At 50.7% G+C, this 18,594-nt stretch carries 21 protein-coding genes; 11 read left to right on the top strand and 10 right to left on the bottom strand.

Annotated features, from left to right (window positions below):
• Positions 1–20: 20 nt before the first annotated feature.
• A complete protein-coding gene (locus tag ACR9EC_RS09325; RefSeq protein ID WP_435298957.1) occupies positions 21–629 on the bottom strand; it encodes a ScbR family autoregulator-binding transcription factor in 609 nt (202 codons plus the stop codon).
• A gap of 126 nt (positions 630–755) precedes the next feature.
• Between ACR9EC_RS09325 and ACR9EC_RS09320 the strand changes: the two genes are divergently transcribed.
• Entirely contained in the window at positions 756–1,229 is a 474-nt protein-coding gene (locus ACR9EC_RS09320; protein ID WP_435298956.1) for a GNAT family acetyltransferase, read from the top strand.
• 139 nt (positions 1,230–1,368) lie between these two features.
• Here the strand turns inward: ACR9EC_RS09320 and ACR9EC_RS09315 are convergent, their stop codons facing one another.
• Positions 1,369–2,148, bottom strand: coding sequence for an SDR family oxidoreductase (locus ACR9EC_RS09315; RefSeq protein ID WP_435298955.1), 780 nt, complete (start codon positions 2,146–2,148; stop codon positions 1,369–1,371).
• Positions 2,149–2,320: 172 nt separating this feature from the next.
• Positions 2,321–3,865, bottom strand: coding sequence for a methyl-accepting chemotaxis protein (locus ACR9EC_RS09310; protein ID WP_435298954.1), 1,545 nt, complete (start codon positions 3,863–3,865; stop codon positions 2,321–2,323).
• A gap of 637 nt (positions 3,866–4,502) precedes the next feature.
• On the opposite strand from ACR9EC_RS09310, the gene ACR9EC_RS09305 reads away from it, so the two are divergent.
• From ACR9EC_RS09305 to ACR9EC_RS09285, 5 genes are all read left to right on the top strand, one after another.
• Complete coding sequence (locus ACR9EC_RS09305; RefSeq protein ID WP_435298953.1) at positions 4,503–4,967, top strand: hypothetical protein; 465 nt, start codon at positions 4,503–4,505, stop codon at positions 4,965–4,967.
• A 110-nt stretch (positions 4,968–5,077) separates the two neighbouring features.
• Entirely contained in the window at positions 5,078–5,542 is a 465-nt protein-coding gene (locus ACR9EC_RS09300) for a hypothetical protein (RefSeq protein ID WP_435298952.1), read from the top strand.
• A 97-nt stretch (positions 5,543–5,639) separates the two neighbouring features.
• On the top strand, positions 5,640–6,101 hold the full coding sequence (locus tag ACR9EC_RS09295) for a hypothetical protein (RefSeq protein WP_435298951.1): 462 nt from the start codon (positions 5,640–5,642) through the stop codon (positions 6,099–6,101).
• A 110-nt stretch (positions 6,102–6,211) separates the two neighbouring features.
• Complete coding sequence (locus tag ACR9EC_RS09290) at positions 6,212–6,691, top strand: hypothetical protein (protein ID WP_435298950.1); 480 nt, start codon at positions 6,212–6,214, stop codon at positions 6,689–6,691.
• A 322-nt stretch (positions 6,692–7,013) separates the two neighbouring features.
• Positions 7,014–7,574, top strand: coding sequence for a hypothetical protein (locus ACR9EC_RS09285; RefSeq protein WP_435298949.1), 561 nt, complete (start codon positions 7,014–7,016; stop codon positions 7,572–7,574).
• A gap of 38 nt (positions 7,575–7,612) precedes the next feature.
• Here the strand turns inward: ACR9EC_RS09285 and ACR9EC_RS09280 are convergent, their stop codons facing one another.
• Complete coding sequence (locus ACR9EC_RS09280; protein WP_435298948.1) at positions 7,613–7,894, bottom strand: sulfurtransferase TusA family protein; 282 nt, start codon at positions 7,892–7,894, stop codon at positions 7,613–7,615.
• A gap of 104 nt (positions 7,895–7,998) precedes the next feature.
• Here ACR9EC_RS09280 and ACR9EC_RS09275 point away from each other — a divergent pair, with 104 nt between their 5' ends.
• A complete protein-coding gene (locus ACR9EC_RS09275; protein ID WP_435298947.1) occupies positions 7,999–8,682 on the top strand; it encodes a GntR family transcriptional regulator in 684 nt (227 codons plus the stop codon).
• The gene (locus ACR9EC_RS09270; protein WP_435298946.1) at positions 8,679–9,965 is read left to right on the top strand and encodes an MFS transporter; all 1,287 of its coding nucleotides are present in this window, start codon (positions 8,679–8,681) and stop codon (positions 9,963–9,965) included. The genes ACR9EC_RS09275 and ACR9EC_RS09270 overlap by 4 nt, the downstream gene beginning before the upstream one ends.
• 53 nt (positions 9,966–10,018) lie before the next feature.
• Here ACR9EC_RS09270 and ACR9EC_RS09265 read toward each other — a convergent pair whose 3' ends face one another.
• Together ACR9EC_RS09265 and ACR9EC_RS09260 are read right to left on the bottom strand one after the other, a co-directional pair.
• Positions 10,019–11,314: a hypothetical protein gene (locus ACR9EC_RS09265; RefSeq protein WP_435298945.1), complete on the bottom strand. Its 1,296-nt coding sequence runs from the start codon at positions 11,312–11,314 to the stop codon at positions 10,019–10,021.
• A 243-nt stretch (positions 11,315–11,557) separates the two neighbouring features.
• Positions 11,558–12,775 carry an amidohydrolase gene (locus tag ACR9EC_RS09260; RefSeq protein ID WP_435298944.1) on the bottom strand — a complete coding sequence of 406 codons (1,218 nt, stop codon included), beginning with the start codon at positions 12,773–12,775 and terminating at the stop codon, positions 11,558–11,560.
• A 101-nt stretch (positions 12,776–12,876) separates the two neighbouring features.
• Here ACR9EC_RS09260 and ACR9EC_RS09255 point away from each other — a divergent pair, with 101 nt between their 5' ends.
• The 3 genes from ACR9EC_RS09255 (at position 12,877) to ACR9EC_RS09245 (ending at position 14,354) form a co-directional block, all read left to right on the top strand.
• Positions 12,877–13,227 carry a hypothetical protein gene (locus ACR9EC_RS09255; RefSeq protein WP_435298943.1) on the top strand — a complete coding sequence of 117 codons (351 nt, stop codon included), beginning with the start codon at positions 12,877–12,879 and terminating at the stop codon, positions 13,225–13,227.
• Between the two features lie 7 nt (positions 13,228–13,234).
• Positions 13,235–13,687 carry a VOC family protein gene (locus tag ACR9EC_RS09250; RefSeq protein ID WP_435298942.1) on the top strand — a complete coding sequence of 151 codons (453 nt, stop codon included), beginning with the start codon at positions 13,235–13,237 and terminating at the stop codon, positions 13,685–13,687.
• A gap of 196 nt (positions 13,688–13,883) precedes the next feature.
• Positions 13,884–14,354, top strand: a complete 471-nt coding sequence (locus ACR9EC_RS09245; protein ID WP_435298941.1) for a hypothetical protein — start codon at positions 13,884–13,886, stop codon at positions 14,352–14,354.
• Positions 14,355–14,446: 92 nt separating this feature from the next.
• Here ACR9EC_RS09245 and ACR9EC_RS09240 read toward each other — a convergent pair whose 3' ends face one another.
• The 4 genes from ACR9EC_RS09240 to ACR9EC_RS09225 all read right to left on the bottom strand — a co-directional run bounded on the left by ACR9EC_RS09240 (position 14,447) and on the right by ACR9EC_RS09225 (position 18,380).
• Positions 14,447–15,211, bottom strand: a complete 765-nt coding sequence (locus ACR9EC_RS09240; RefSeq protein WP_435298940.1) for a YggS family pyridoxal phosphate-dependent enzyme — start codon at positions 15,209–15,211, stop codon at positions 14,447–14,449.
• A gap of 68 nt (positions 15,212–15,279) precedes the next feature.
• The gene (locus tag ACR9EC_RS09235; protein WP_435298939.1) at positions 15,280–16,749 is read right to left on the bottom strand and encodes an amino acid permease; all 1,470 of its coding nucleotides are present in this window, start codon (positions 16,747–16,749) and stop codon (positions 15,280–15,282) included.
• A 3-nt stretch (positions 16,750–16,752) separates the two neighbouring features.
• Positions 16,753–17,178 (bottom strand): class Ib ribonucleoside-diphosphate reductase assembly flavoprotein NrdI, encoded by a 426-nt coding sequence (gene nrdI, locus ACR9EC_RS09230; RefSeq protein WP_435298938.1) that lies wholly within the window; start codon positions 17,176–17,178, stop codon positions 16,753–16,755.
• A gap of 122 nt (positions 17,179–17,300) precedes the next feature.
• Positions 17,301–18,380 carry an NAD(P)H-dependent amine dehydrogenase family protein gene (locus ACR9EC_RS09225; protein WP_435298937.1) on the bottom strand — a complete coding sequence of 360 codons (1,080 nt, stop codon included), beginning with the start codon at positions 18,378–18,380 and terminating at the stop codon, positions 17,301–17,303.
• Between the last annotated feature and the right edge of the window lie 214 nt (positions 18,381–18,594).

Genomic DNA, 18,594 nt, shown 5'->3' with positions numbered 1-18,594 from the left:
CCTGCACGATGCTTCCTTCATTACGGTTTCGAATCATGCACAGTTAACGCGGGCAACAACAACTGCCACATCTTGTCGACTCGTTCAACTAAATCGTCGCGTCCACGCAAATGATGTGACACCTCTTGAGCGCCAAAAAAACTGGCGACAATCTGCCATGCCGCATCGTAAACGTCAATGTGATCCTGTAGAACCCCCATATTGTGGGCTTCTTCTAGTTTTTCAGTAACAACGTTTATCCACGCCACAAATGGTGTTGGGAAATCTAAACCAATAATGTCTGCTTCTCGCATCAGCCTCAGCGGGGCACGAACCCCAGGGTCTTGCTGATAACGCTCGGCAACGGCATGCGACAACCACCGTAAAGCAGGAATACCTTTTAACTCTTGTGCGTCTATTTCGCCAAGAAGTGCCTGCCACGCAACAAAATACTTCTCAATAATTTTCGTAGCTAAAGCTGCTTTCGATGGAAAATGAAAGTACACAGCACCTTTCGTGACCCCTACCTTCGCTGCAATGTCACTTAAAGAAACATCTGCATAACCGCGGCGGTCAAATTCTTGTGCTGCAACATCCAATATTGCTGCTTGAGTGCGCTGACGTTGCTGTTCACGTACTCCCAGTTCCATCTTTTCCTTTCAAATCATGAGCCCAACGGCATGTAGTACCGTAACACTTTCCAAATTTTTCATATTTTTCTTTAGGTTTACGGTATCTGCCATACATTAAAATAGTGTGATTGCACGTTCAAAAGCGTGGTAGTTGAGCCTCTTGTTCGCCAAGCATGGGCGGAGGAAGATGCAAGAATGACCTTCACTATTCGTGAGTACTCGCCAGGAGATGCTGACGCGGCCGTTGCATTGTGGACAGAAGCTGGTCTTGTCCGCCCGTGGAACGACCCGCATCACGACATCGCTCGCGCATATGACACATGGCCTAAACATTTTCTTGTTGCTGTTGACGAGTCCGACCATGTGATTGGCACAGTTTTAAGCGGTTTTGATGGACACCGTGGATGGCTGTACTACCTTGCTGTTGCCCCGCTTGCTCAAGGCAGCGGAATCGGTAAAGCACTCGTTCAAGAAGCTGAAGAGCGCCTGAAATCTTTGGGTTGCGTCAAAATTCAGTTGATGGTGCGCAGCAGCAACACTGATGTTTTACGTTTCTATGAATCTTTGGGTTATGAAATCTCGGACGCGGTTGTCACGGGTAAACGCTTGGATTCGTAGGGCTTGTCTGGTCGAGGCAGTTATCCCAGACTGACTCGACCAGATCGTCGCCCTAGGGTGGTGAGTTGCGGTAATTTCCGCGTCTCGTCCATCCCAGTGTGAGGGTGCGCTTCCCTGCGCGCACCCTGCGTGTGAGGCGCTATACCAGTTCTGGTCTGGCGAGCGCCTCTGCTCCTCCGTCTGTAAAAAGTACTTGACCGGTGATGAACATGTTGTCGGGGCTGCCAAGAAATGCGAGTGTTGAGGCGATCCATTCGGGTTGGGCGACTGGCCCGTGGTAGGGGGCTGGGCATTGTTCTTCGACTGCTGTGCGTGATTCGTCGTTGGCGAGCAGGTCTTGGGTCATTGGGGTCCGGATGAGTCCGGGCGCTACTCCGTTGACTGCTATACCGCGTCCCGCCCATTCGTCTTTTACTGCGTTGGCGCGGATCCATCTGGTGAGGGCGTGTTTGCTTGTGCCGTAGATGAGGTTTTTTCGTAGGTCGTCGGCTGCTAGTTCTTGTGCGAGTTGTAGCGCGTAGGGTTCGTCGTTGTGGAGGAGTGCGTTGAGGAGGGGTTCGTCATAACCCATGTATGAGGCGATGGACGAGGTGAGGACGACGCGGGGGCTGTCTGATTCGACGAGTAGATCATGCAGTGGGGTGATGGTGGCGAGTGCACCAAAGTAGTTGACTGCGATGGTGGCCGGTTCGGGTAGGGCGAGGCCTGCGATGGCGTAGACTGCGTCTATTTTGCCTGCGGTGCGTGCGTGTATGTGCTCAACATAGTGGTTTCGGCCTTCTTCTGTTGAGAGGTCGGCTGTGATGTCGGCGTTGTGGATGTCGACGGTGATGACGTTTTCGCCGCGGGATGCGAGTAGTTGTGCTGTTGCTTTGCCGATCCCGGAGGCTGCTCCTGTTACTACGTTTGTTCGTGTCACGATGACGCCTCTGTCTCATCTCATTTTTGTGCTTCTCTTGTGAGACTATGACTGGCTGCTTGGGCTCTCAACTGGTGGGGAAGACTTCACCTGTTGGGGTGTTTTTCGTGTTGTTTTGTGTGGGGTGAGAGCGCTGCTTTGCGGAGCGCTCTCACCTGTGTTTGTGGTGGTGTTATCCGACGATGTCTTTGGTGACTGCTGCTTGTTCGGTGAGGACTGCGCTGATCACGTTTTGGGTTTCGTTAATGTCGTTGACGACGTTGCGGATTTTGCCGAGTGAAGCTATTGCTGTTTCTACTTGCTGTTGGATGGTTGCGACTTGTTCTTCAACTTCGGTGGTGGCGCGGGAGGTTTCTGAGGCGAGGTCTTTGACTTCGCTTGCGACGACTGCGAAGCCTCGTCCTGCTTGTCCTGCGCGTGCTGCTTCGATGGTTGCGTTGAGTGCGAGGAGGTTTGTTTGGGAGGCGATGCTTTGGATGCTGCGTACTACTTTCCCGATTTCTTGGCTTGATTCGCCGAGTCCGGTGATGTTTGTGTCGGCTTCTGCAACGAGTGATTGTCCTTGTGAGGCGACGTTTGTTGCGGTGAGTACGTTACGTTCGACTTCTTCGATGGAGGCGATGAGTTCGCTTCCAGCGCGTTGCAGGTTTGTTGCGGCGTGGAAGCGTTCGAGGGCTTGTCCGACGAGTACGCCCGCGTTTTCGAGTGCTTTTCGTTTTCCATCGGTGAGGGTGAGTCGGGTGGTGACAAAGAAGTCCATTGTTCCGACGATTTCACCGTTTATGCGGATGGGCATGCACACCCCGGATTTTACGCCTGCGCGTTGTGCTGCTGGGGCTCGTACGCAGTCGTTGATTTCGCCGAGGTCTTCGACGAAGACGAGGCGTTGTTGCTGCCATGTTCGTCCTGCTAGTCCTACTCCGTGCGCGAATGATGCGTTGCGGGTTACTTCACGGAATTCTGCGCCTGCGTCGCCTGATTCGTATGCGAAGGTGAGGGCTTGTGCGTGTGGGTCTATGCGCCAAAAGGATCCGTAGGCCCAACCGAATCCGGTTCTAATTTCGTCGAGGGCTTTGACGAGTGCGGTTTCTGCGTCGGGGGCGTGTACGACGGCGTTGAGTACGCCGGTTGTTGCTTCAGCATCAATTTTTGCTTGGTGGAGTGTTTCTTCCACGTGTGTGCGGGCAATGGATATTGCTAACGCGTTGGCGACGCTGGAGAGGGTGTGTTTTTGGGTGTCGGTTGGTGTGTTGCTGCTGGTGTTGAATGCTTCGATGTGTCCGTAGTGGGTTCCGTTGAAGGTTACGGGCACGCATGTTACTGATTGTGCACCGGAGGTGTGTGCGGTTTGTGCGTGGGGGAATGTGAGGTGTTCTGTGAGAGCGAAACTTTTTGGTGTGTTGTTGAGCGGCATTGCATGTAGGTAGCTTGCTGGGTGTGCGTCAACGATTGGGTTTCGGTTGTGTTTAAACTCTTGAGTGAGTTGACCGGCTTCTGCGGCGAGGTGCAGTGAGTCGTCTTCGTTGTTGACTGCCCAGTAGGCTGCATATTCTGCGTTGAGTGTGGTGCGGGTGGCTGTGAGTGTTTCGCTCAGGTGTTCGCTGCTGTTGGTTGTTTCTGTGAGTTTGCGTAGCAGCCTGTTGAGTGTGTCTGTTTGTTGTGGGAGCGTGTCTGGCTGTGTTGCTGGGTTTGCTTGTGCGGAGCGTTGTTTGAACACGGTGGCCTCGTTACGTCTGTATGTGTGCGCGGGTCTTTACGCAAGTGCGGGCTTGCGGGCAGACGAGACGGCCCCCTGTTGTGGTCTCCTCTGCGTGGGCTGTATCTTTTCGATCGGCAGTTGTGAGGTGTCAGTTAAGAACCACAAACCCAAAAACTTTAGACGTGGAAGGTATTTCACATTTTTGTTACGCGCTTACACACCACACGAACTACATAAAAATCGAGTTAACCCGTAGTAAACTTGCTGATCAATTAGAGTGTTCCCTGCGCATGCGGGGGTGAGCCCAATCAGACGCGTGGAACCCTTGGGTGGCGCACGTGTTCCCTGCGCATGCGGGGGTGAGCCCGCACAAAGCGTGGCAGCATTCGAAAACACACGGCATTCCCCGCGCATGCGGGGGGAAGTCCTCGTTCCACAAACCGATACCTAGACCGCCACGCATTTCCCACACGCGTGAGAGCACCTCATCTTAATGCTGATTTCCCACAAACGATCGCTTTATAACCCGTCAAACATGCCTATAGACCGGATAAGCCTTGACGATACATTTCATAACCTTATTATAATCAAAGTTATATAACTTTGGTTATAATAAGGTTGATGATCCCTGATTCTTACTACCAAGGAGGCTTACATGAGTCAGGCAACACCGCCGCCTTTTAACCAAGAGCAAGCAAAGCTTATGCGCGCGCGACAGCGAGTAGAGATAGCAACACTGGATTACAAGCGCGCGTTGAAAAACGCGAAAGGGAAAATGACGCAAGCCGAAATTTCCAAGGCTGTACACATTTCTCAGCCCGCAGTCGCGAAGGCTCTGCGTGATACGACTAATGTGCCGGATGCGCTCGATGGATTTAGCGCTGCTTCGCCTTTTGAATTATGTCAACGTTATGCAGCAGGTTTTATCGACCGTGAAGACATGCTTGATCAACTCGCACGATGGCCCTACCGCCCGACTCCGCACCCAGACGAATTCGGGGACTACACCGAAAGCTTCAACGGCACCTTTAGCGAAGTCTCCGTTGCCGTTAGCATGGGCTTGCTTAGCTCAACCGACTACAAAGACTTGTATGAGCGACTAGTGAGCCAACATAAATAAGAAGCGCCACCTGAACCGATTAGTCAAAGTTTGACCGCGTTATTCATGGGATCGATCTGGTTTATTGTTGACGTGAGTTCTTTTTCTACTTTTTAGGAGGTTTTGTGTTTATGGATGAAGGGTCTGCTGTAGAGCAGCAAGCACACGCTCGGCTGGTTAACGCTCGGCTGGTTAACGCTCGTCGAACATTAGAACTAGCCCAACTTGATTACAACCGCGCATTAAAAGACAGCGCAAAAGTACTACCAACCCGCCGGATAGCCAACGGCGCGCGCATCCCTCAGGCAACTGTCCCACAAGCGCTCGACGCAGTAGCAGAAACCCCAGACCTTCTTGAAGGATTCAGCGCAGCATCACCTTACGAACTATGCGAACGATACGCATCAGGTTTTATCGACCGTGAAGACATGCTTGATCAACTCACGCGGTGGCCCTATGCACCAACCCCACACCCAGACGAATTCGGAGACTACACCGAGAGCTTTGACAACACGATTATCGAGGTCACAGATGCAGCCCGTGGTGGACTGCTTACGGATGATGACTACGAAGACTTGCTAGAGCGGTTCGCATAAAAATACGTCCATTCTTCTATGGACGCTTAATAGGAATCTCGATCTGGTTTATTGTTGACGTGAGTTCTTTTTCTACTTTTTAGGAGGTTTTGTGTTTATGGATGAAGGGTCTGCTGTAGAGCAACAAGCACACGCTCGGCTGGTTAACGCTCGTCGAACATTAGAACTAGCCCAACTTGATTACAACCGCGCATTAAAAGACAGCGCAAAAGTACTACCAACCCGCCAAATAGCCAACGGCGCGCGCATCCCTCAAACAACTGTCCCACAAGCACTCGACGCAGTAGCAAAAACCCCAGACCTCCTTGAAGGATTTAGCGCAGCATCACCTTACGAACTATGCGAACGATACGCCTCAGGTTTTATCGACCGTGAAGACATGCTTGATCAACTCACACGATGGTCCTATGCACCAACCCCACACCCAGACGAATTCGGAGACTACACCGAAAGCTTCAACGGCACCTTTCACGAAGTGACAGACGCTATTTTATCTGGATTGATTACGCATGATGACTACAAAGACTTGTATGAGCGACTAGTGAGCCACCATAAATAAGAAGCGCCACCTGAACCGATAAGTCAAAGTTTGACCGCGTTATTCATGGGATCGATCTGGTTTATTGTTGACGTGAGTTCTTTTTCTACTTTTTAGGAGGTTTTGTGTTTATGGATGAAGGGTCTGCTGTAGAGCAACAAGCACACGCTCGGCTGGTTAACGCTCGTCGAACATTAGAACTAGCCCAACTTGATTACAACCGCGCATTAAAAGACAGCGCAAAAGTACTACCAACCCGCCAAATAGCCAACGGCGCGCGCATCCCTCAAACAACTGTCCCACAAGCACTCGACGCAGTAGCAAAAACCCCAGACCTCCTTGAAGGATTTAGCGCAGCATCCCCTTACGAACTATGCGAACGATACGCCTCAGGACTCCTCTCCAGAGACGAACTCCTCGACCAACTCACACGGTGGCCCTACCCTCCAATGCCGCACCCAGACGAATTCGGAGACTACACCGAAAGCTTCAACGGAACTTTTAGCGACGTCATGAATGCAAACCACGCAGGGCTCATTAGCATCGAAGATTACGCGGATATCGTCGCACGATTTACGCAATCAACAGATCCCCTCGGAGTTTGCAAATAGTGTGTTCCCCGACCCTCACGGACCATCAACCACTGAAGCAGCAGCCATGTGGCTTGCCGAAAACGGCCGTGGGGCACAAGGTTTACAACAATTTCGCAGGGTGGAGGGGCAGCCTCACACCCAAGAAATCAACTTGGTAAAGAAAGACGGAAAAGCTTATTCCAGTTAGTCAAGTGGAGAGCAGTAGCAAGCCGTCACAAAATACTCCTGATTTGAGTTATCTCAATATGACTTCTGGCTTAGATAAAGCAAAACCAGCGTCGCTTAAAACACGTAAAAGCCAAGATAATCCATACATCGCGCAAAGCACTGGCCACGAACGATGAGTTTTCAAAACAACACACAGGGTTACCCCAGCAAAGTACACAAGCGGCCTTTCTGGAGAGCTATTCTTCTTGGCGTCCTATTTGCGTCTCTCGCTGCTTTCCTCATCTGGCATTACGGTGTTTTTAGGACTGATGTGTCAGACGCGCAGGCGCGAGAGCTCGTCACTGATATGTACGTGCTCGCTCAAGATAACCCTCAAGCAGTGTGCGAACACGCTATCTTTGATTCCACCTGCAACAAAGCCTATGACAAAAACACGTCGTCGATCGGACGAGAACAGCAGATTATCTGCACATGGCCTCTTGCTGGAGGAAAGGGTTCTCGTGCCGTAGAAGTAGAGAACGTTGACGGCATCACAGGCGAGAAATATCGAACCAGTGTGCTTGTGTCTCGTGACGGTTCACAATTTAAAGCCTGGCCTGCACCATATTGGGTGTTCCCAACGCGAGAAATCCCAACCCAAAACGGCCCTATTACAGAACCACAAAACTTGCCAACATATGTTGAGCAAGAAATGACTCCTGATTTTGACCCGTGCAGGAGCGCCCCAAACTAAACACACCCAAGCCCCACCTGCATAAAAGTAGTAAGAATTTATGACGCAGGTGGGGCCCACACTTTTCCGCCGGTTGCTCGGGCAGATTGTTCGGTGACACGTATGGTGTGGCGGTAGATGTCGTCGTGTTGGGTGTAGTTGTCGTAGTCGTGGTGGGTCATGTGGCACCACGCTGGCAGGTCGTAAATTGATGTTGGGTCGTCGGAAATAACGACGAGTGTTTCACCGACGTCTAGAGTGGCGAGTTCTGCTCGTATTTTGAAGAGCATTTTCACGCATTTTTCGCCTGTGGTGTCGAATTCTTTGGCCTGTTTTTCCATCGTTTTCATATTTTTCTTTGTGTTTCTGCTGGTCATTTCCGTGCTCACACACATCACACTTCAGATGCATGCATCAACGTATGCATGAGTTGTAGTATTGCAGTATGAACATGCTGCCGCGACTTCCTTGGGAAAACAACACGCACGACTTACCCATCGCACAACACATCGCAGCACGCACCGCGCAAGCCATCGTCGAACAAACACAACCCCCAGGGTCATTCCTTACTGAAGTTGAACTTGCTAGCACCTTTCAAGCAAGCCGAACCCCCGCCCGCGAAGCAATGCTTCAACTTGAACGCTGGGGTCTCGTGCAACTCATGCCCAAAAAAGGTGCCCACGTAACAACCTTATCGGTGGCAGAAATAACCGACCTCAGCGCAGTACGCACCATGTTCGAAATAGATGCAGTGACACACTTTTCCGCCGCGCCACACACGGACCCAACCCTCAGCGCAGACCTGCACACGCTCTTAGACCAGCAGCGTACCTTCCTCAAAACACGTGACGCACTTTCTTTTGCCGCAACAGATTACGCCTTTCATGCGCGTCTTATTTACAGCGGAAAAAACACTATCGTCATGCAGCTTCTCGCGAACCTTGGGCCACGGCTTGCCCGACTCACCCACCACGCAGCTATCACAAACCCGCACCTCATGGACAAGTACTTCACTGAACATGAGCAGCTCGCCGCATGTGCACAAACCGCAGACGTAGAAGCCTTCGCAGCTCTCACACGACAACACATCTACGAGGCACACTTTCCTCGTGAAAGCAGTATCCGATGACAACCCCCACACTCGCCGCACGGCCTAAAACCTCTGTTGTTGGCACACATTCCAACAAAATCTCAAAAAGTTCAGTTAAGGGAACCAAAAAACAACCACGCTTTTGGCTTTATTTAGCACCTGCCATGTTCCTTCTTGCGTGGGGCGGCAACCACTTCACTCCACTGCTACGCGTCTATGAGGCCCTTGGCAACTATGCTCCGTGGCAAGCAAACTTCCTCCTAGGCACATACGTTGCTGGCCTCATTCCAGGACTCCTCATCGCTGCCGCTCTATGCGACCGTTATGGCCGAAAGCCCGTCATGATGTTTGGGATTGTGCTTGCTGTAGTGGGAAGTTTAAGCCTCGCTTTCGGGTTACACACCTTCTGGGTTTTATGCGTTGGGCGGGCTCTAGCTGGCATAGGTGTCGGTGTTGCCATGTCTGTCGGAACAAGCTGGATGAAAGAACTTTCTTCCGCCCCTTATGACCTTCGCGCACAAGTTTCCGCTGGTGCCCGACGACCAGCGTTAACTATCACTCTTGGCTTTGGTATCGGCGCTGGCGTAACCGGCGCTTTAGCTCAATGGGCGCCACTGCCAGCAGTATTGCCTTATCTCGTACACATTGCGTTAAGTGTGATTTCCATTCTGCTGCTTCTCCGTGCCCCTGAAACCCTCAAACCTGAAAGCCGGAAAACCACATCATGGTGGCGTGATCTTCGCGCACCGTCTGCCCGGCACACAACATTTCTTCGCGTGGTGGCTCCTGCAGCACCATGGATATTCGGTGCGGCTGCTGTCGCATACGCTGTTGTTCCGGCTGTTGTAGCTCCCAAACTTGGTGACTTCTCGACGATTTATGCGGCTGCTTTAACTATTCTCACGCTGGGTGTTGGCGCCGCTGTACAACCATTTGTGCCTCGTCTTAATCGCCTCACTGGAGGGCGTGCGCTTGTTGTCGGCCTTGTTTTCTTGGTTGTTGGCATGTGTGGTGCTGTCGCTGCCGCGCTCACCGCAGACCCTCTTATTGGGGTAGGTGTGAGCATAACTTTAGGTACGGCTTATGGCGTGTGCATGGTTGCAGGACTCATGCATGTGCAAAGTATTGCTTCTCCACACGAAATCGCTGGTTTAACTGGCTTGTATTACTCGCTGTCATACACGGGTTTCCTTTTGCCAACAGTTATTGCCGCGCTCCTACCCTTAGCACCGTATGCGGCTTCTCTTGCCGGAGCTGCTCTGCTCTGCGCTGGTTCGCTGGCGCTTGTTATTCGCGGATATTCACACACTACACAGGCATAAAAACGGGCTGGATCATTACAGAAATGATCCAGCCCGTTCAGAAAACGCTTAGATTAGATGTTTTCTGCTGTGAGAGCACGCTTACGGTTACGTGCTGCTAGAGCAACGAACACTCCACCAATCGCGAGGACAACTCCTGCAATGATTGACGCAATGACAACACCTGACGCACCGGTTTCAGCAAGCTGTCCTTGAGTGCCGGAGCTTGTTGGCTGCACGTCGTCGCCTTCTGCAACAACAGGTTTAGTTGTTTCTTCTGGCTTTTCTGGTGCTGGTTTACCTGCTTGGCCTTCTTTAACGTACTCAACGAGTGACTCTGCACCTGAGTAGGCGTAAGCTAGCCCTTCAAATTCGGCAAAAGCAACGAACTGGTCAATGTATGACTGATTCAATTGTTGAACGTCGTCTTCCATCGCCTTTAGAACAGCTTCTGGCTCCTCCGCCTGGAGAGGCTTTTGTGGTTCTACAGTTTTGGCTTTTTCAGCTTTAGGTTCGTCTTTGCGTGAATCTGTAGTTGGCTCTGCTTTAGGGGCAGTTTCAACTGCTGCTTCTTCTTCAACTGCTGGGGCAGGTGCTGCAGTTTCTGTTGCAGGCTCTGGAGCAGAAGTTTTAGTAGTGGTTCCTTCTTGTGTAGTTTCCTCAGCTGAAGTTTCTGACGATTCTTCTTTAGGTGCTTCGGTTACTTCTTCAGCAGGAGTTTCTACGCTGGCCTCTGGTGCGGCTTCTTCGCTTGGCTCTGTTGAAAGTGGTTCAACTGGTGCAGATTCTTTTGGAGCTGGAACAGGTTCTTCAGTGGCTTCTACGGAAGGTTCAGAGGTTGGGCTCTCAGTTGAAGAAGGCTCATTCGGGTCTTCTTGCACTTCCCAGTATTCGTCAGGAAATTCGACGATAACAGCCTCGGCAACGCTATAGAGTTTTTTGTCGCCTTTGCCTGAGTAAACTACATCGTATTTCAATGTGACAGTGTTTCCACCGCCAAAGACACCCGCAAAGGTGAGGACGTCATCTTCGTAGAAAATGTCGTAGTCTGGCTCGGCACCAGAGACGCGGACGTCTTTTTCTGTAAGAGGCTTAATGTCATCAGCGACTTCATACAGGTCGTCTTCAAGAGCGAAGATTGTCGTTTCGCTTCCGGCAGGACGCTCAACGGTAACGGTGTAACTAATAACGTCACCTGGCTTTGAGACGGTGTCTCGGTTTGCACTTTTGGTGACTTTCACGTCGGTGCCTGGCTCTGCATCTTTTACAGCTGTTGCTGGTGCTGCAAAAGCTGTAGCTGAAGCAACAACAAAGGCTGTAGCTAGCGCGGCTACTTTTCGACTAGTACGTGCGTGATACACGGAACGCATCGGCGTGTTCCTTTTCTGGAGGGAAGGGATCAATGTGCACACCTATACCTCGCGGAATTTATGAAACCGTAAAATCGGCTAAATCGCGAAAATAATACACATTGCCTTTGCAGAATAAGGGGCGTTTTGCCCGCTGACAAGGGATTAAACCCCGCACAGCCCCTCCACAGCGCTAAAAATATAGGGGAGTTCTACCCTCTCTTCTCACCCAATCATCCTAAAACACGTAAAAAGTATAAAACGTTACTGTCCTAGCCATTCTCTAGCGGCAACCACTAAAGCTGTCACTCCAGCAGTAATAGTTGGTTGAATTACAGGCGCATAGAAAGGGGAGTGATTAGACGGCATATCTGTCGGAACACTTTGAGAGAAAACTGCGCCCACAAAATCTTTAGGATCTGCGCCCCCAAAGAACCAATACACGAGGGGAGCACCAACACTATCTGCTAAAACACCGACATCTTCGCTTCCAGACGCTGCACCATAATCAGAAACTTGTTGCTCACCAAACTCCTGCGCCAGCGCGCGCACGGTCCGCTCACTCGCTTCAACATTATTCACTGTTAACGGGTACGAACTTCTATACAAAATTTCTGGAGGACGAGGTGCACCGGCTGCTTCAGCCTCAGCATTGGCAATACGTTCAATTGCCCCGATAACACGAGTACGGACACTCGCATTAAACGCTCGTACACTCACACCAAGAGTCGCACGATCAGGAATAATATTGTTTTTTGTGCCCGCATGGATTTGCCCAATAGTGACAACCGCCTGCTCGTTAATACCGATTTCGCGCGACACTATTTGTTGCAAACGAATCGCCAATGAAGCAGCCATCATGACTGGATCAACCGTAGTTTCAGGCCGTGCCCCATGCCCACCAACACCAAACAACGTTATATCTATCGAATCCGACGAAGCCATCGTCACGCCTGGGTGAAGCGCAAAAGTTCCAGCCGGAATTGGGGAAACATGCTGCCCTAAAACAACATCTGGCGCGGGAACAATATCGTAGAGTCCCTCATCGATCATGACTTGTGCGCCCCCACCGCCTTCTTCAGCAGGTTGAAAAACAGCGATGAGCGTACCGCTCCATTCGTCGATAGTCGCTGCAAGTTGTTCGCAGGCGCCAAGCAAAGCTGTCATATGCATGTCGTGACCACAGGCATGCATAACAGGAACTTCTTTTCCTGCAGTGTCATGCGCTGTCGCAATACTGGCGTAGGGGAGACCTGTTTCTTCTGCTACTGGCAAGCCGTCCATGTCTGCTCTCAACATGACTACAGGACCTGGGCCTTGCGCTAAAACCCCGACAACGCCGGTCTGCCCGACGCCTGTATACACCTCAAAACCTAACTCCTGTAAATAACCAGCGACGATGCTAGCTGTACGGTGTTCTTGAAAAGAAAGTTCTGGGTGACGGTGCAGATCAATATAGATTTTCTCTAAATCAAGTGCCATGCCTTATGTTTGCACATCATCGTTTCGCCACAAAGCACATATAAGCCTGTAAGAGTAGCGTGGTATGTAGGGCTTCCTCCATTCCAAGAAGGTGCACGCGTATGTCACTCACAATTGATGCCGTGGTCTTAGGAGTACCGAACACTCAAACGGCCTACGACTTTTACACATCAGCTTTCCGGATCGATGAAGATAAAACCGTTTTTGGGCGCAGCGTAGAGTTGCATGGCGCAGGCCATCTCGTTTTTGATGCTTTTGATCATTTAGCTGATTCTGTTGGTGTTCCCGCACAGTCTTCAGGCTTTCGCGGGTTTGTGTTGTCAATAATCGTGCAGCACCCGTATGAGGTACTTGAACTTTTAGAGTCTGCGGTTGAGCACGGCGCTACTGTCATTTCTGAGCCTAAGAAACGTTTTTTTTGGCGAATTTGCGACTGTTTTTCGCGCTCCTGATGATCATGTGTGGAAGATTGTTGCTGCTTCCAAAAAGAATGGGTCTCATCCTGTTGAGGGTAGTTTCGCTCCTCTTGAGATCGGGTTTTATGCGGGGGGGGGGGTAGCACAACCAAGTAGCGGGAAAAGCTTTTATGAGAATCTCGGTATGATCCCCGATCATGACTATGGCAATAAGTTTGTTGACTTTACCGTTCAGTCTGGATCTTTGCGGTTAGGGCTTTTACCAGTTCAGGGGCTTGCTCGTGATGCGGGCGTTCTTGCAGATGGGAGTGGTTTTTCTGGCGTGGTTTTGTTACATAATGCTGCGTCGAAAGAAGATCTTGATGCGTTCATGTCTACGGCCCGTGAAAATGGCGGAAAAATAGTGCACGAAGCTCAAATTACTACTGCAAACGAATATTGTGGTTTCTTTCAAGATCTTGATGGTTTTTTTTGGAAAGTTGTTACCGCGATATAACTCTTTGGGGAGTTATTTCCGTGTTTTTATTGCTTTGTGCGGGTTCGTGTCGCGCTCATAAGGTAGGGGAACTCATCCCCATGACCAGCGAATATTTTATTAATGAATGTTCACTACCCTTATCTATGAGTATCTATTGAGACTCTTGAGCACGACATGAACGCCTGACATCGACTCCTGCAAGAGGAACATCTACGTGAAGAAAGCCACTGTTCGTTTCGGTAGCCTTGCCTGCGCTGCCGGTTTAGTTTTTGTTCTCTCTGCGTGCAGCAGCGACGAAAGCGGCCAAAGCAAAGATGAAGCATGCGACATTGTTTCCACAGAATTTAAAACTATCGAAGCTGATATGGACTCGATGAAGGAGGAAATTTCCTCAGGTGAAAAAAAGTTATCTGAGGTGCTTGATCCAATTGTGGTTAAGCTTAATGAACTTTCAAAGAAGGTCTCCCATGAGGAAGTTAGTGAAGAACTTACCGGCTTCACCACAGAATTAAATGAATTCTCTAAACTGTCTGCTGACTTCGATCTTGAAGCACTCTCAATTGAGGATGAAAAGTCCTTTGCGGAATTCACCGAATTTACCGAAAAAATCGGAGCTCAAAGTGAATCTCTTGCAGAATCTGGAGAAAACCTCAACACAGTGTGCTCTGCCCAGTCTTCGGCATAAAAGTTTGCCAGCCCAGACACCTCATTTATGAGGTGTCTGGGCTGCGTGTTTTCCACAGCATGTTTTCCACTTTGTGGATGAGTGGTTTTCGTTTATGCAGGTAGCGTACGTGACCCAAAAATGGCTTGCCCCACTCGAACCACGGTTGAGCCTTCCTCAATCGCGAGTTCGAAGTCTCCTGACATTCCCATAGAAAGTTCATCTAACCGAACGCCGTCAGGAAGGTTCTGACGAACCTGATCGCGGGTTTCTCTTAGAGTGCGGAAGCATGAACGCACTTCAGATTCTTGCGCGCTAAATAAAGCCATCGTCATGAGCCCAACCACATTAAGTGCCGAAAATTGCGGCATTGCGTGCAGGAAAGTTGCAAGTTCATGAGGAGAAATTCCCGATTTTTGGGTTTCTCCTGACGTATTGACTTGCACCAGTACATCTAAACCGCGTCCTGCTGTTTGTAACCTACGGTCTAATGTTTCTGCGAGTTTCAGAGAATCTAAAGCATGGAATTCGTGCGCCTGCTCGGCAACAATTTTCGCTTTATTTGTTTGCAGGTGACCGATAACTGCCCACGACACGTCTAGGTCACTGAGCTCTGCACTTTTCCGCTGCACCTCTTGAGCTTTGTTTTCTGCAAAAGTTCTGATTCCCGCCGCATAAGCGTTACGCAGTCGGTCAGTATTTACTGTTTTGCTTACTGGCAGCAGACGAACGTCTTGAGCAGGCCTACCTGCGCGTTGTGCGGCAGCGCGTATCCGGTCGTTCACTACAGATAGGTTCTGTGTGAATTCTTCGATGCTGTGTGCTTCACCGTAGTGATGCCGTTCAATGAAGTGTGGGCTTTGGCGTTCTACAGGCACGGAATCTCCCTCATGTGACCATCTTCTATCGTCTCATGAGGAAGAACATGGCTTCTCATCGGGTCAGCTTACAGAGTTGGGCGGCTAAGGTCTGCTTCCATCGGGTTGACAGCCTTAGATTTTGTCACGAGTTTGTGACCGAACCACACTGCTAAAAATATTGGAATCCCAATGTATGAAGACAAAATTTCGACGAATCGTCCGCTGCCAAAGAGTGCTTGATAGTTCTGTCCGATAATCACAATTGCGCACATGATGAGGGCAACGATGGGGCCGAGCGGGAACCAGCGGGCTTTAAATGTGAGGTCTGCGAGGTCTTTGCCTTGTGCGAGATACGCTTTTCGGAAGTTGTAATGTGACCAGGCGATACCCATCCACACAATAAAGCCAGAAAGCCCTGAAACGTTAACCAACCAAATGTATGCGCCGCCGTTTCCAATGAGTGACGTGAGGAAAGCGAAACCACCAATGGATGCTGTAGCTGCGAGAGCGGCAAGAGGTACACCTCGCTTGTTGACATAACGGAACACTTTGGGGGCTTTTCCGTCTTGCGCTAGTGCATAGAGCATTCGTGTGGAGGCGTATAGGCCAGAGTTTCCTGCCGACAAAATTGACGTCAAGATGACCGCATTCATGAGTGTTGCGGCACCGAGAACACCAGCATTTTCAAAGATCAGGGTGAACGGTGAAACGGAAATGTTTTCGACGTCTGTGTTGAGGAGTCGTGGGTCGGTGTACGGGATGAGGAATGCAATGATGATGATCGCACCGATGTAAAACAGCATGATGCGCATAAAGATCGATCGAATTGAGCGCGGCACGTCTTTTTCTGGGTTTTTTGATTCGCCTGCTGCAACTCCAACGAGTTCTGTTCCTTGGAAGGAGAACCCAGCGATCATAAATACGGCTACGACGGCGCTCATGCCGCCGGGGAATGGGGCGTCGTCGATAGTCCAGTTTGAAAGCCCTGGTGAGTTTCCTCCCAGTAGCCCAAAAATCATGAGGACACCTAAAAGCAAGAAAACAACAACCGCAATAACTTTTATGAGGGCAAACCAAAATTCGGATTCTCCAAATCCTTTAGAGCCAAGCAGGTTGAGCGCAATAAGAAGGGCAAGGAATGCGGCAGACCACACCCAAGCAGGGACGCCTGGCGCCCAGTAGGTCATGATGATCGCTGCGGCGACGAGTTCTGCGGCTACAGTGATGGACCAGTTGAACCAGTAGTTCCATCCTGTGGCGAACCCGAATGATGGGCTGATGAATCGGGTTGCATATTCGGAGAATGCACCTGGCACGGGCAGGTAGGTTGCCATTTCTCCGAGTGACTGCATGAGTAGGAAAACCATGAAACCGATGACTGCGTAGGCGACGAGTGCCCCGCCTGGTCCTGCTTGTGCGATGGTTCCACCGGAGGCGACGAATAGTCCAGTACCGATTGCGCCACCAATTGCGATCATGGTGAGGTGGCGTGAGCTCATGCCTCTTTTGAGGGGATGTTCGTGTGTTTCGGTACTTTCTGGTGGCTGATCAGCCATGGTTCATTCCTTGTGTGCGCGCTGAAGTTCGTGGTCGAGGTCGTTCAGGATGTTTTGGGCATCTTCTACATCCCATTGTGTACCTTGTAGTTCGAATTCGAAGAGTACTGGCCGACCAGATATGTGCGCTATTTGGCGGGCTGCGGCTTGGTAGTGTGCACCAAAGTTTCTGTTTCCGGATCCCATGACGCCAACCATTTTGCGACGAGTTTCAGGGTTTTTCAGGAAGCGTTTTACTGGCTCGGGGATGGTGTCGTTGTCGACGTTTCCGGTTTTGTATGAGGGTGTGAGTAGAACCCAGGGGCCGTCTGGTACAGAGGTGCGTATGTCACGTTCTGATAGGTCAAATACTGGCCGGTTGAGGTTGTTTGCGAATTGTTTCACCATGCCAGATTTGGATGAATAGTAGTAGACGGGGGTCTGCCTCATCGTTGTCACTTCCTTAGTCCTTTCACCAATACAACATGTGGTTACCTGTTAATCAAATTTTTGGTGCATAGCAAACGGGTACCGCTCAATATCGAGCGGTACCCGTTTATGTGGTTACGGTGTTAGTTCACATAATTTTCGATGGATGTGGCGAGGTAGCGGGAGTTGGGGAGTTTGTCGGTGGAGACGTATCCTGCTTGCGCTGAGATGAGTGCTGGGATTCTGTTGACGAGGGTGGAGCAGGTGAGTCGGACGGTGTCAGGCTGGTCGACTTTTATGGTGACGTTTGGTTCGCCTTCGAATGTCCATTCGTTTCGGTCGTATTCGTCGGGTGCGTATACCTTGCCGATGCATTGGGTTTCGAGGGTGACGCCTTCTGCTGTTTCGGTGATGACGACTGCTGACATTCCGGTGGCGTCTCCGGCTTTGATGGTCATGTCGAGTGTTGATGATTCGAGGTCTGTCTCGTAGGTCATCGGGATGCATTTTTGTACTTGTGAGATTGGGGTGAGGCCGAGGTGTGAGCAGAGCCAACCGTTTTGGTTCCACATGTAGCTTGGGTCAATGTCGCCGCCGATGATTTTTGCTGCGATTTCGTCGGAGTTGAGGTCGTTGAATACGCCGACTTCGTTGTTGAATTCTTCGATGGTGAGGCCTGCTCCGTGGCCTTTGGCTAGGGCGATTCCGTAGTCTTCTACGTTGTAGCTTGAGGTTCCTTTAATTTTGGTTATGTTGTGCATGGAACCTGCGAGGGTGGAGACGAGAACACCCCAGTACATGTCTGGGTAGCCTGATCCTGCGAGGGTGCAGTTGTTTTCTTTGGCGAGTGCATCGAGTTTTTCGGTGATGTGCGGTGAGGAGTTCCAGGGGTAGATTGCTTCTTCTGCGGTGCTGATTGCGTTTACTCCGGTGCGCGCGCAGATTGTGAATATTTCTTCGATGTCTGCCAGTGTGCTCATGGTTGTTACGACGCACACGTCTGGTTTGTGTTCGGTGAGGAAGTCTTCGACGTCGGCTGGTGGTTGGATGATGACGCCGATTTCTGGGCCGCCGATGACAACGGATATGTCTTTACCTACTATTCGAGGGTCTACGTCAAAGGCGCCGACGATGTCGATGCCTTTTTCGAGCATGAATCGCATGGTGTAGACGCTCATTTTTCCGCATCCGTATTGGATTGCGCGAATTTTTTGAATAGACATGTTCACTCCTCTTCAAGTGGTGCAGTAACCGGCTTTACTGGCGGTGTGTGGTGGTGTGCCGGTGGGGGTGGGGGACGTCTTTGTACCCGAAGTGATCGTGTGATCGCTATTAGTGTCAGGCTATCGAGAGGCGAGTGTGGGGGACAGGCTTAAGACCCTTGTTTGGCATACCAAAACTTTTCTGTACCGTCTGGACTGTTCTGTTTTGGGACCT

This window comes from Timonella sp. A28, assembly GCF_051200815.1.
Classification (GTDB): domain Bacteria; phylum Actinomycetota; class Actinomycetes; order Actinomycetales; family Cellulomonadaceae; genus Timonella.
The sequence above is the reverse complement of the archived record's forward strand: the minus strand, read 5'-3'. Positions and strand labels throughout refer to the sequence as shown.

Coding starts and splice junctions, on each gene's coding strand:
- ACR9EC_RS09325 (WP_435298957.1), bottom strand. CDS start 629: ATGGAACTGGGAGTACGTGAACAGCAACGTCAGCGCACTCAAGCAGCA.
- ACR9EC_RS09305 (WP_435298953.1), top strand. CDS start 4,503: ATGAGTCAGGCAACACCGCCGCCTTTTAACCAAGAGCAAGCAAAGCTT.
- ACR9EC_RS09300 (WP_435298952.1), top strand. CDS start 5,078: ATGGATGAAGGGTCTGCTGTAGAGCAGCAAGCACACGCTCGGCTGGTT.
- ACR9EC_RS09295 (WP_435298951.1), top strand. CDS start 5,640: ATGGATGAAGGGTCTGCTGTAGAGCAACAAGCACACGCTCGGCTGGTT.
- ACR9EC_RS09290 (WP_435298950.1), top strand. CDS start 6,212: ATGGATGAAGGGTCTGCTGTAGAGCAACAAGCACACGCTCGGCTGGTT.
- ACR9EC_RS09285 (WP_435298949.1), top strand. CDS start 7,014: ATGAGTTTTCAAAACAACACACAGGGTTACCCCAGCAAAGTACACAAG.
- ACR9EC_RS09280 (WP_435298948.1), bottom strand. CDS start 7,894: ATGGAAAAACAGGCCAAAGAATTCGACACCACAGGCGAAAAATGCGTG.
- ACR9EC_RS09275 (WP_435298947.1), top strand. CDS start 7,999: ATGAACATGCTGCCGCGACTTCCTTGGGAAAACAACACGCACGACTTA.
- ACR9EC_RS09270 (WP_435298946.1), top strand. CDS start 8,679: ATGACAACCCCCACACTCGCCGCACGGCCTAAAACCTCTGTTGTTGGC.
- ACR9EC_RS09265 (WP_435298945.1), bottom strand. CDS start 11,314: ATGCGTTCCGTGTATCACGCACGTACTAGTCGAAAAGTAGCCGCGCTA.
- ACR9EC_RS09260 (WP_435298944.1), bottom strand. CDS start 12,775: ATGGCACTTGATTTAGAGAAAATCTATATTGATCTGCACCGTCACCCA.
- ACR9EC_RS09255 (WP_435298943.1), top strand. CDS start 12,877: ATGTCACTCACAATTGATGCCGTGGTCTTAGGAGTACCGAACACTCAA.
- ACR9EC_RS09235 (WP_435298939.1), bottom strand. CDS start 16,749: ATGGCTGATCAGCCACCAGAAAGTACCGAAACACACGAACATCCCCTC.
- nrdI (WP_435298938.1), bottom strand. CDS start 17,178: ATGAGGCAGACCCCCGTCTACTACTATTCATCCAAATCTGGCATGGTG.
- ACR9EC_RS09225 (WP_435298937.1), bottom strand. CDS start 18,380: ATGTCTATTCAAAAAATTCGCGCAATCCAATACGGATGCGGAAAAATG.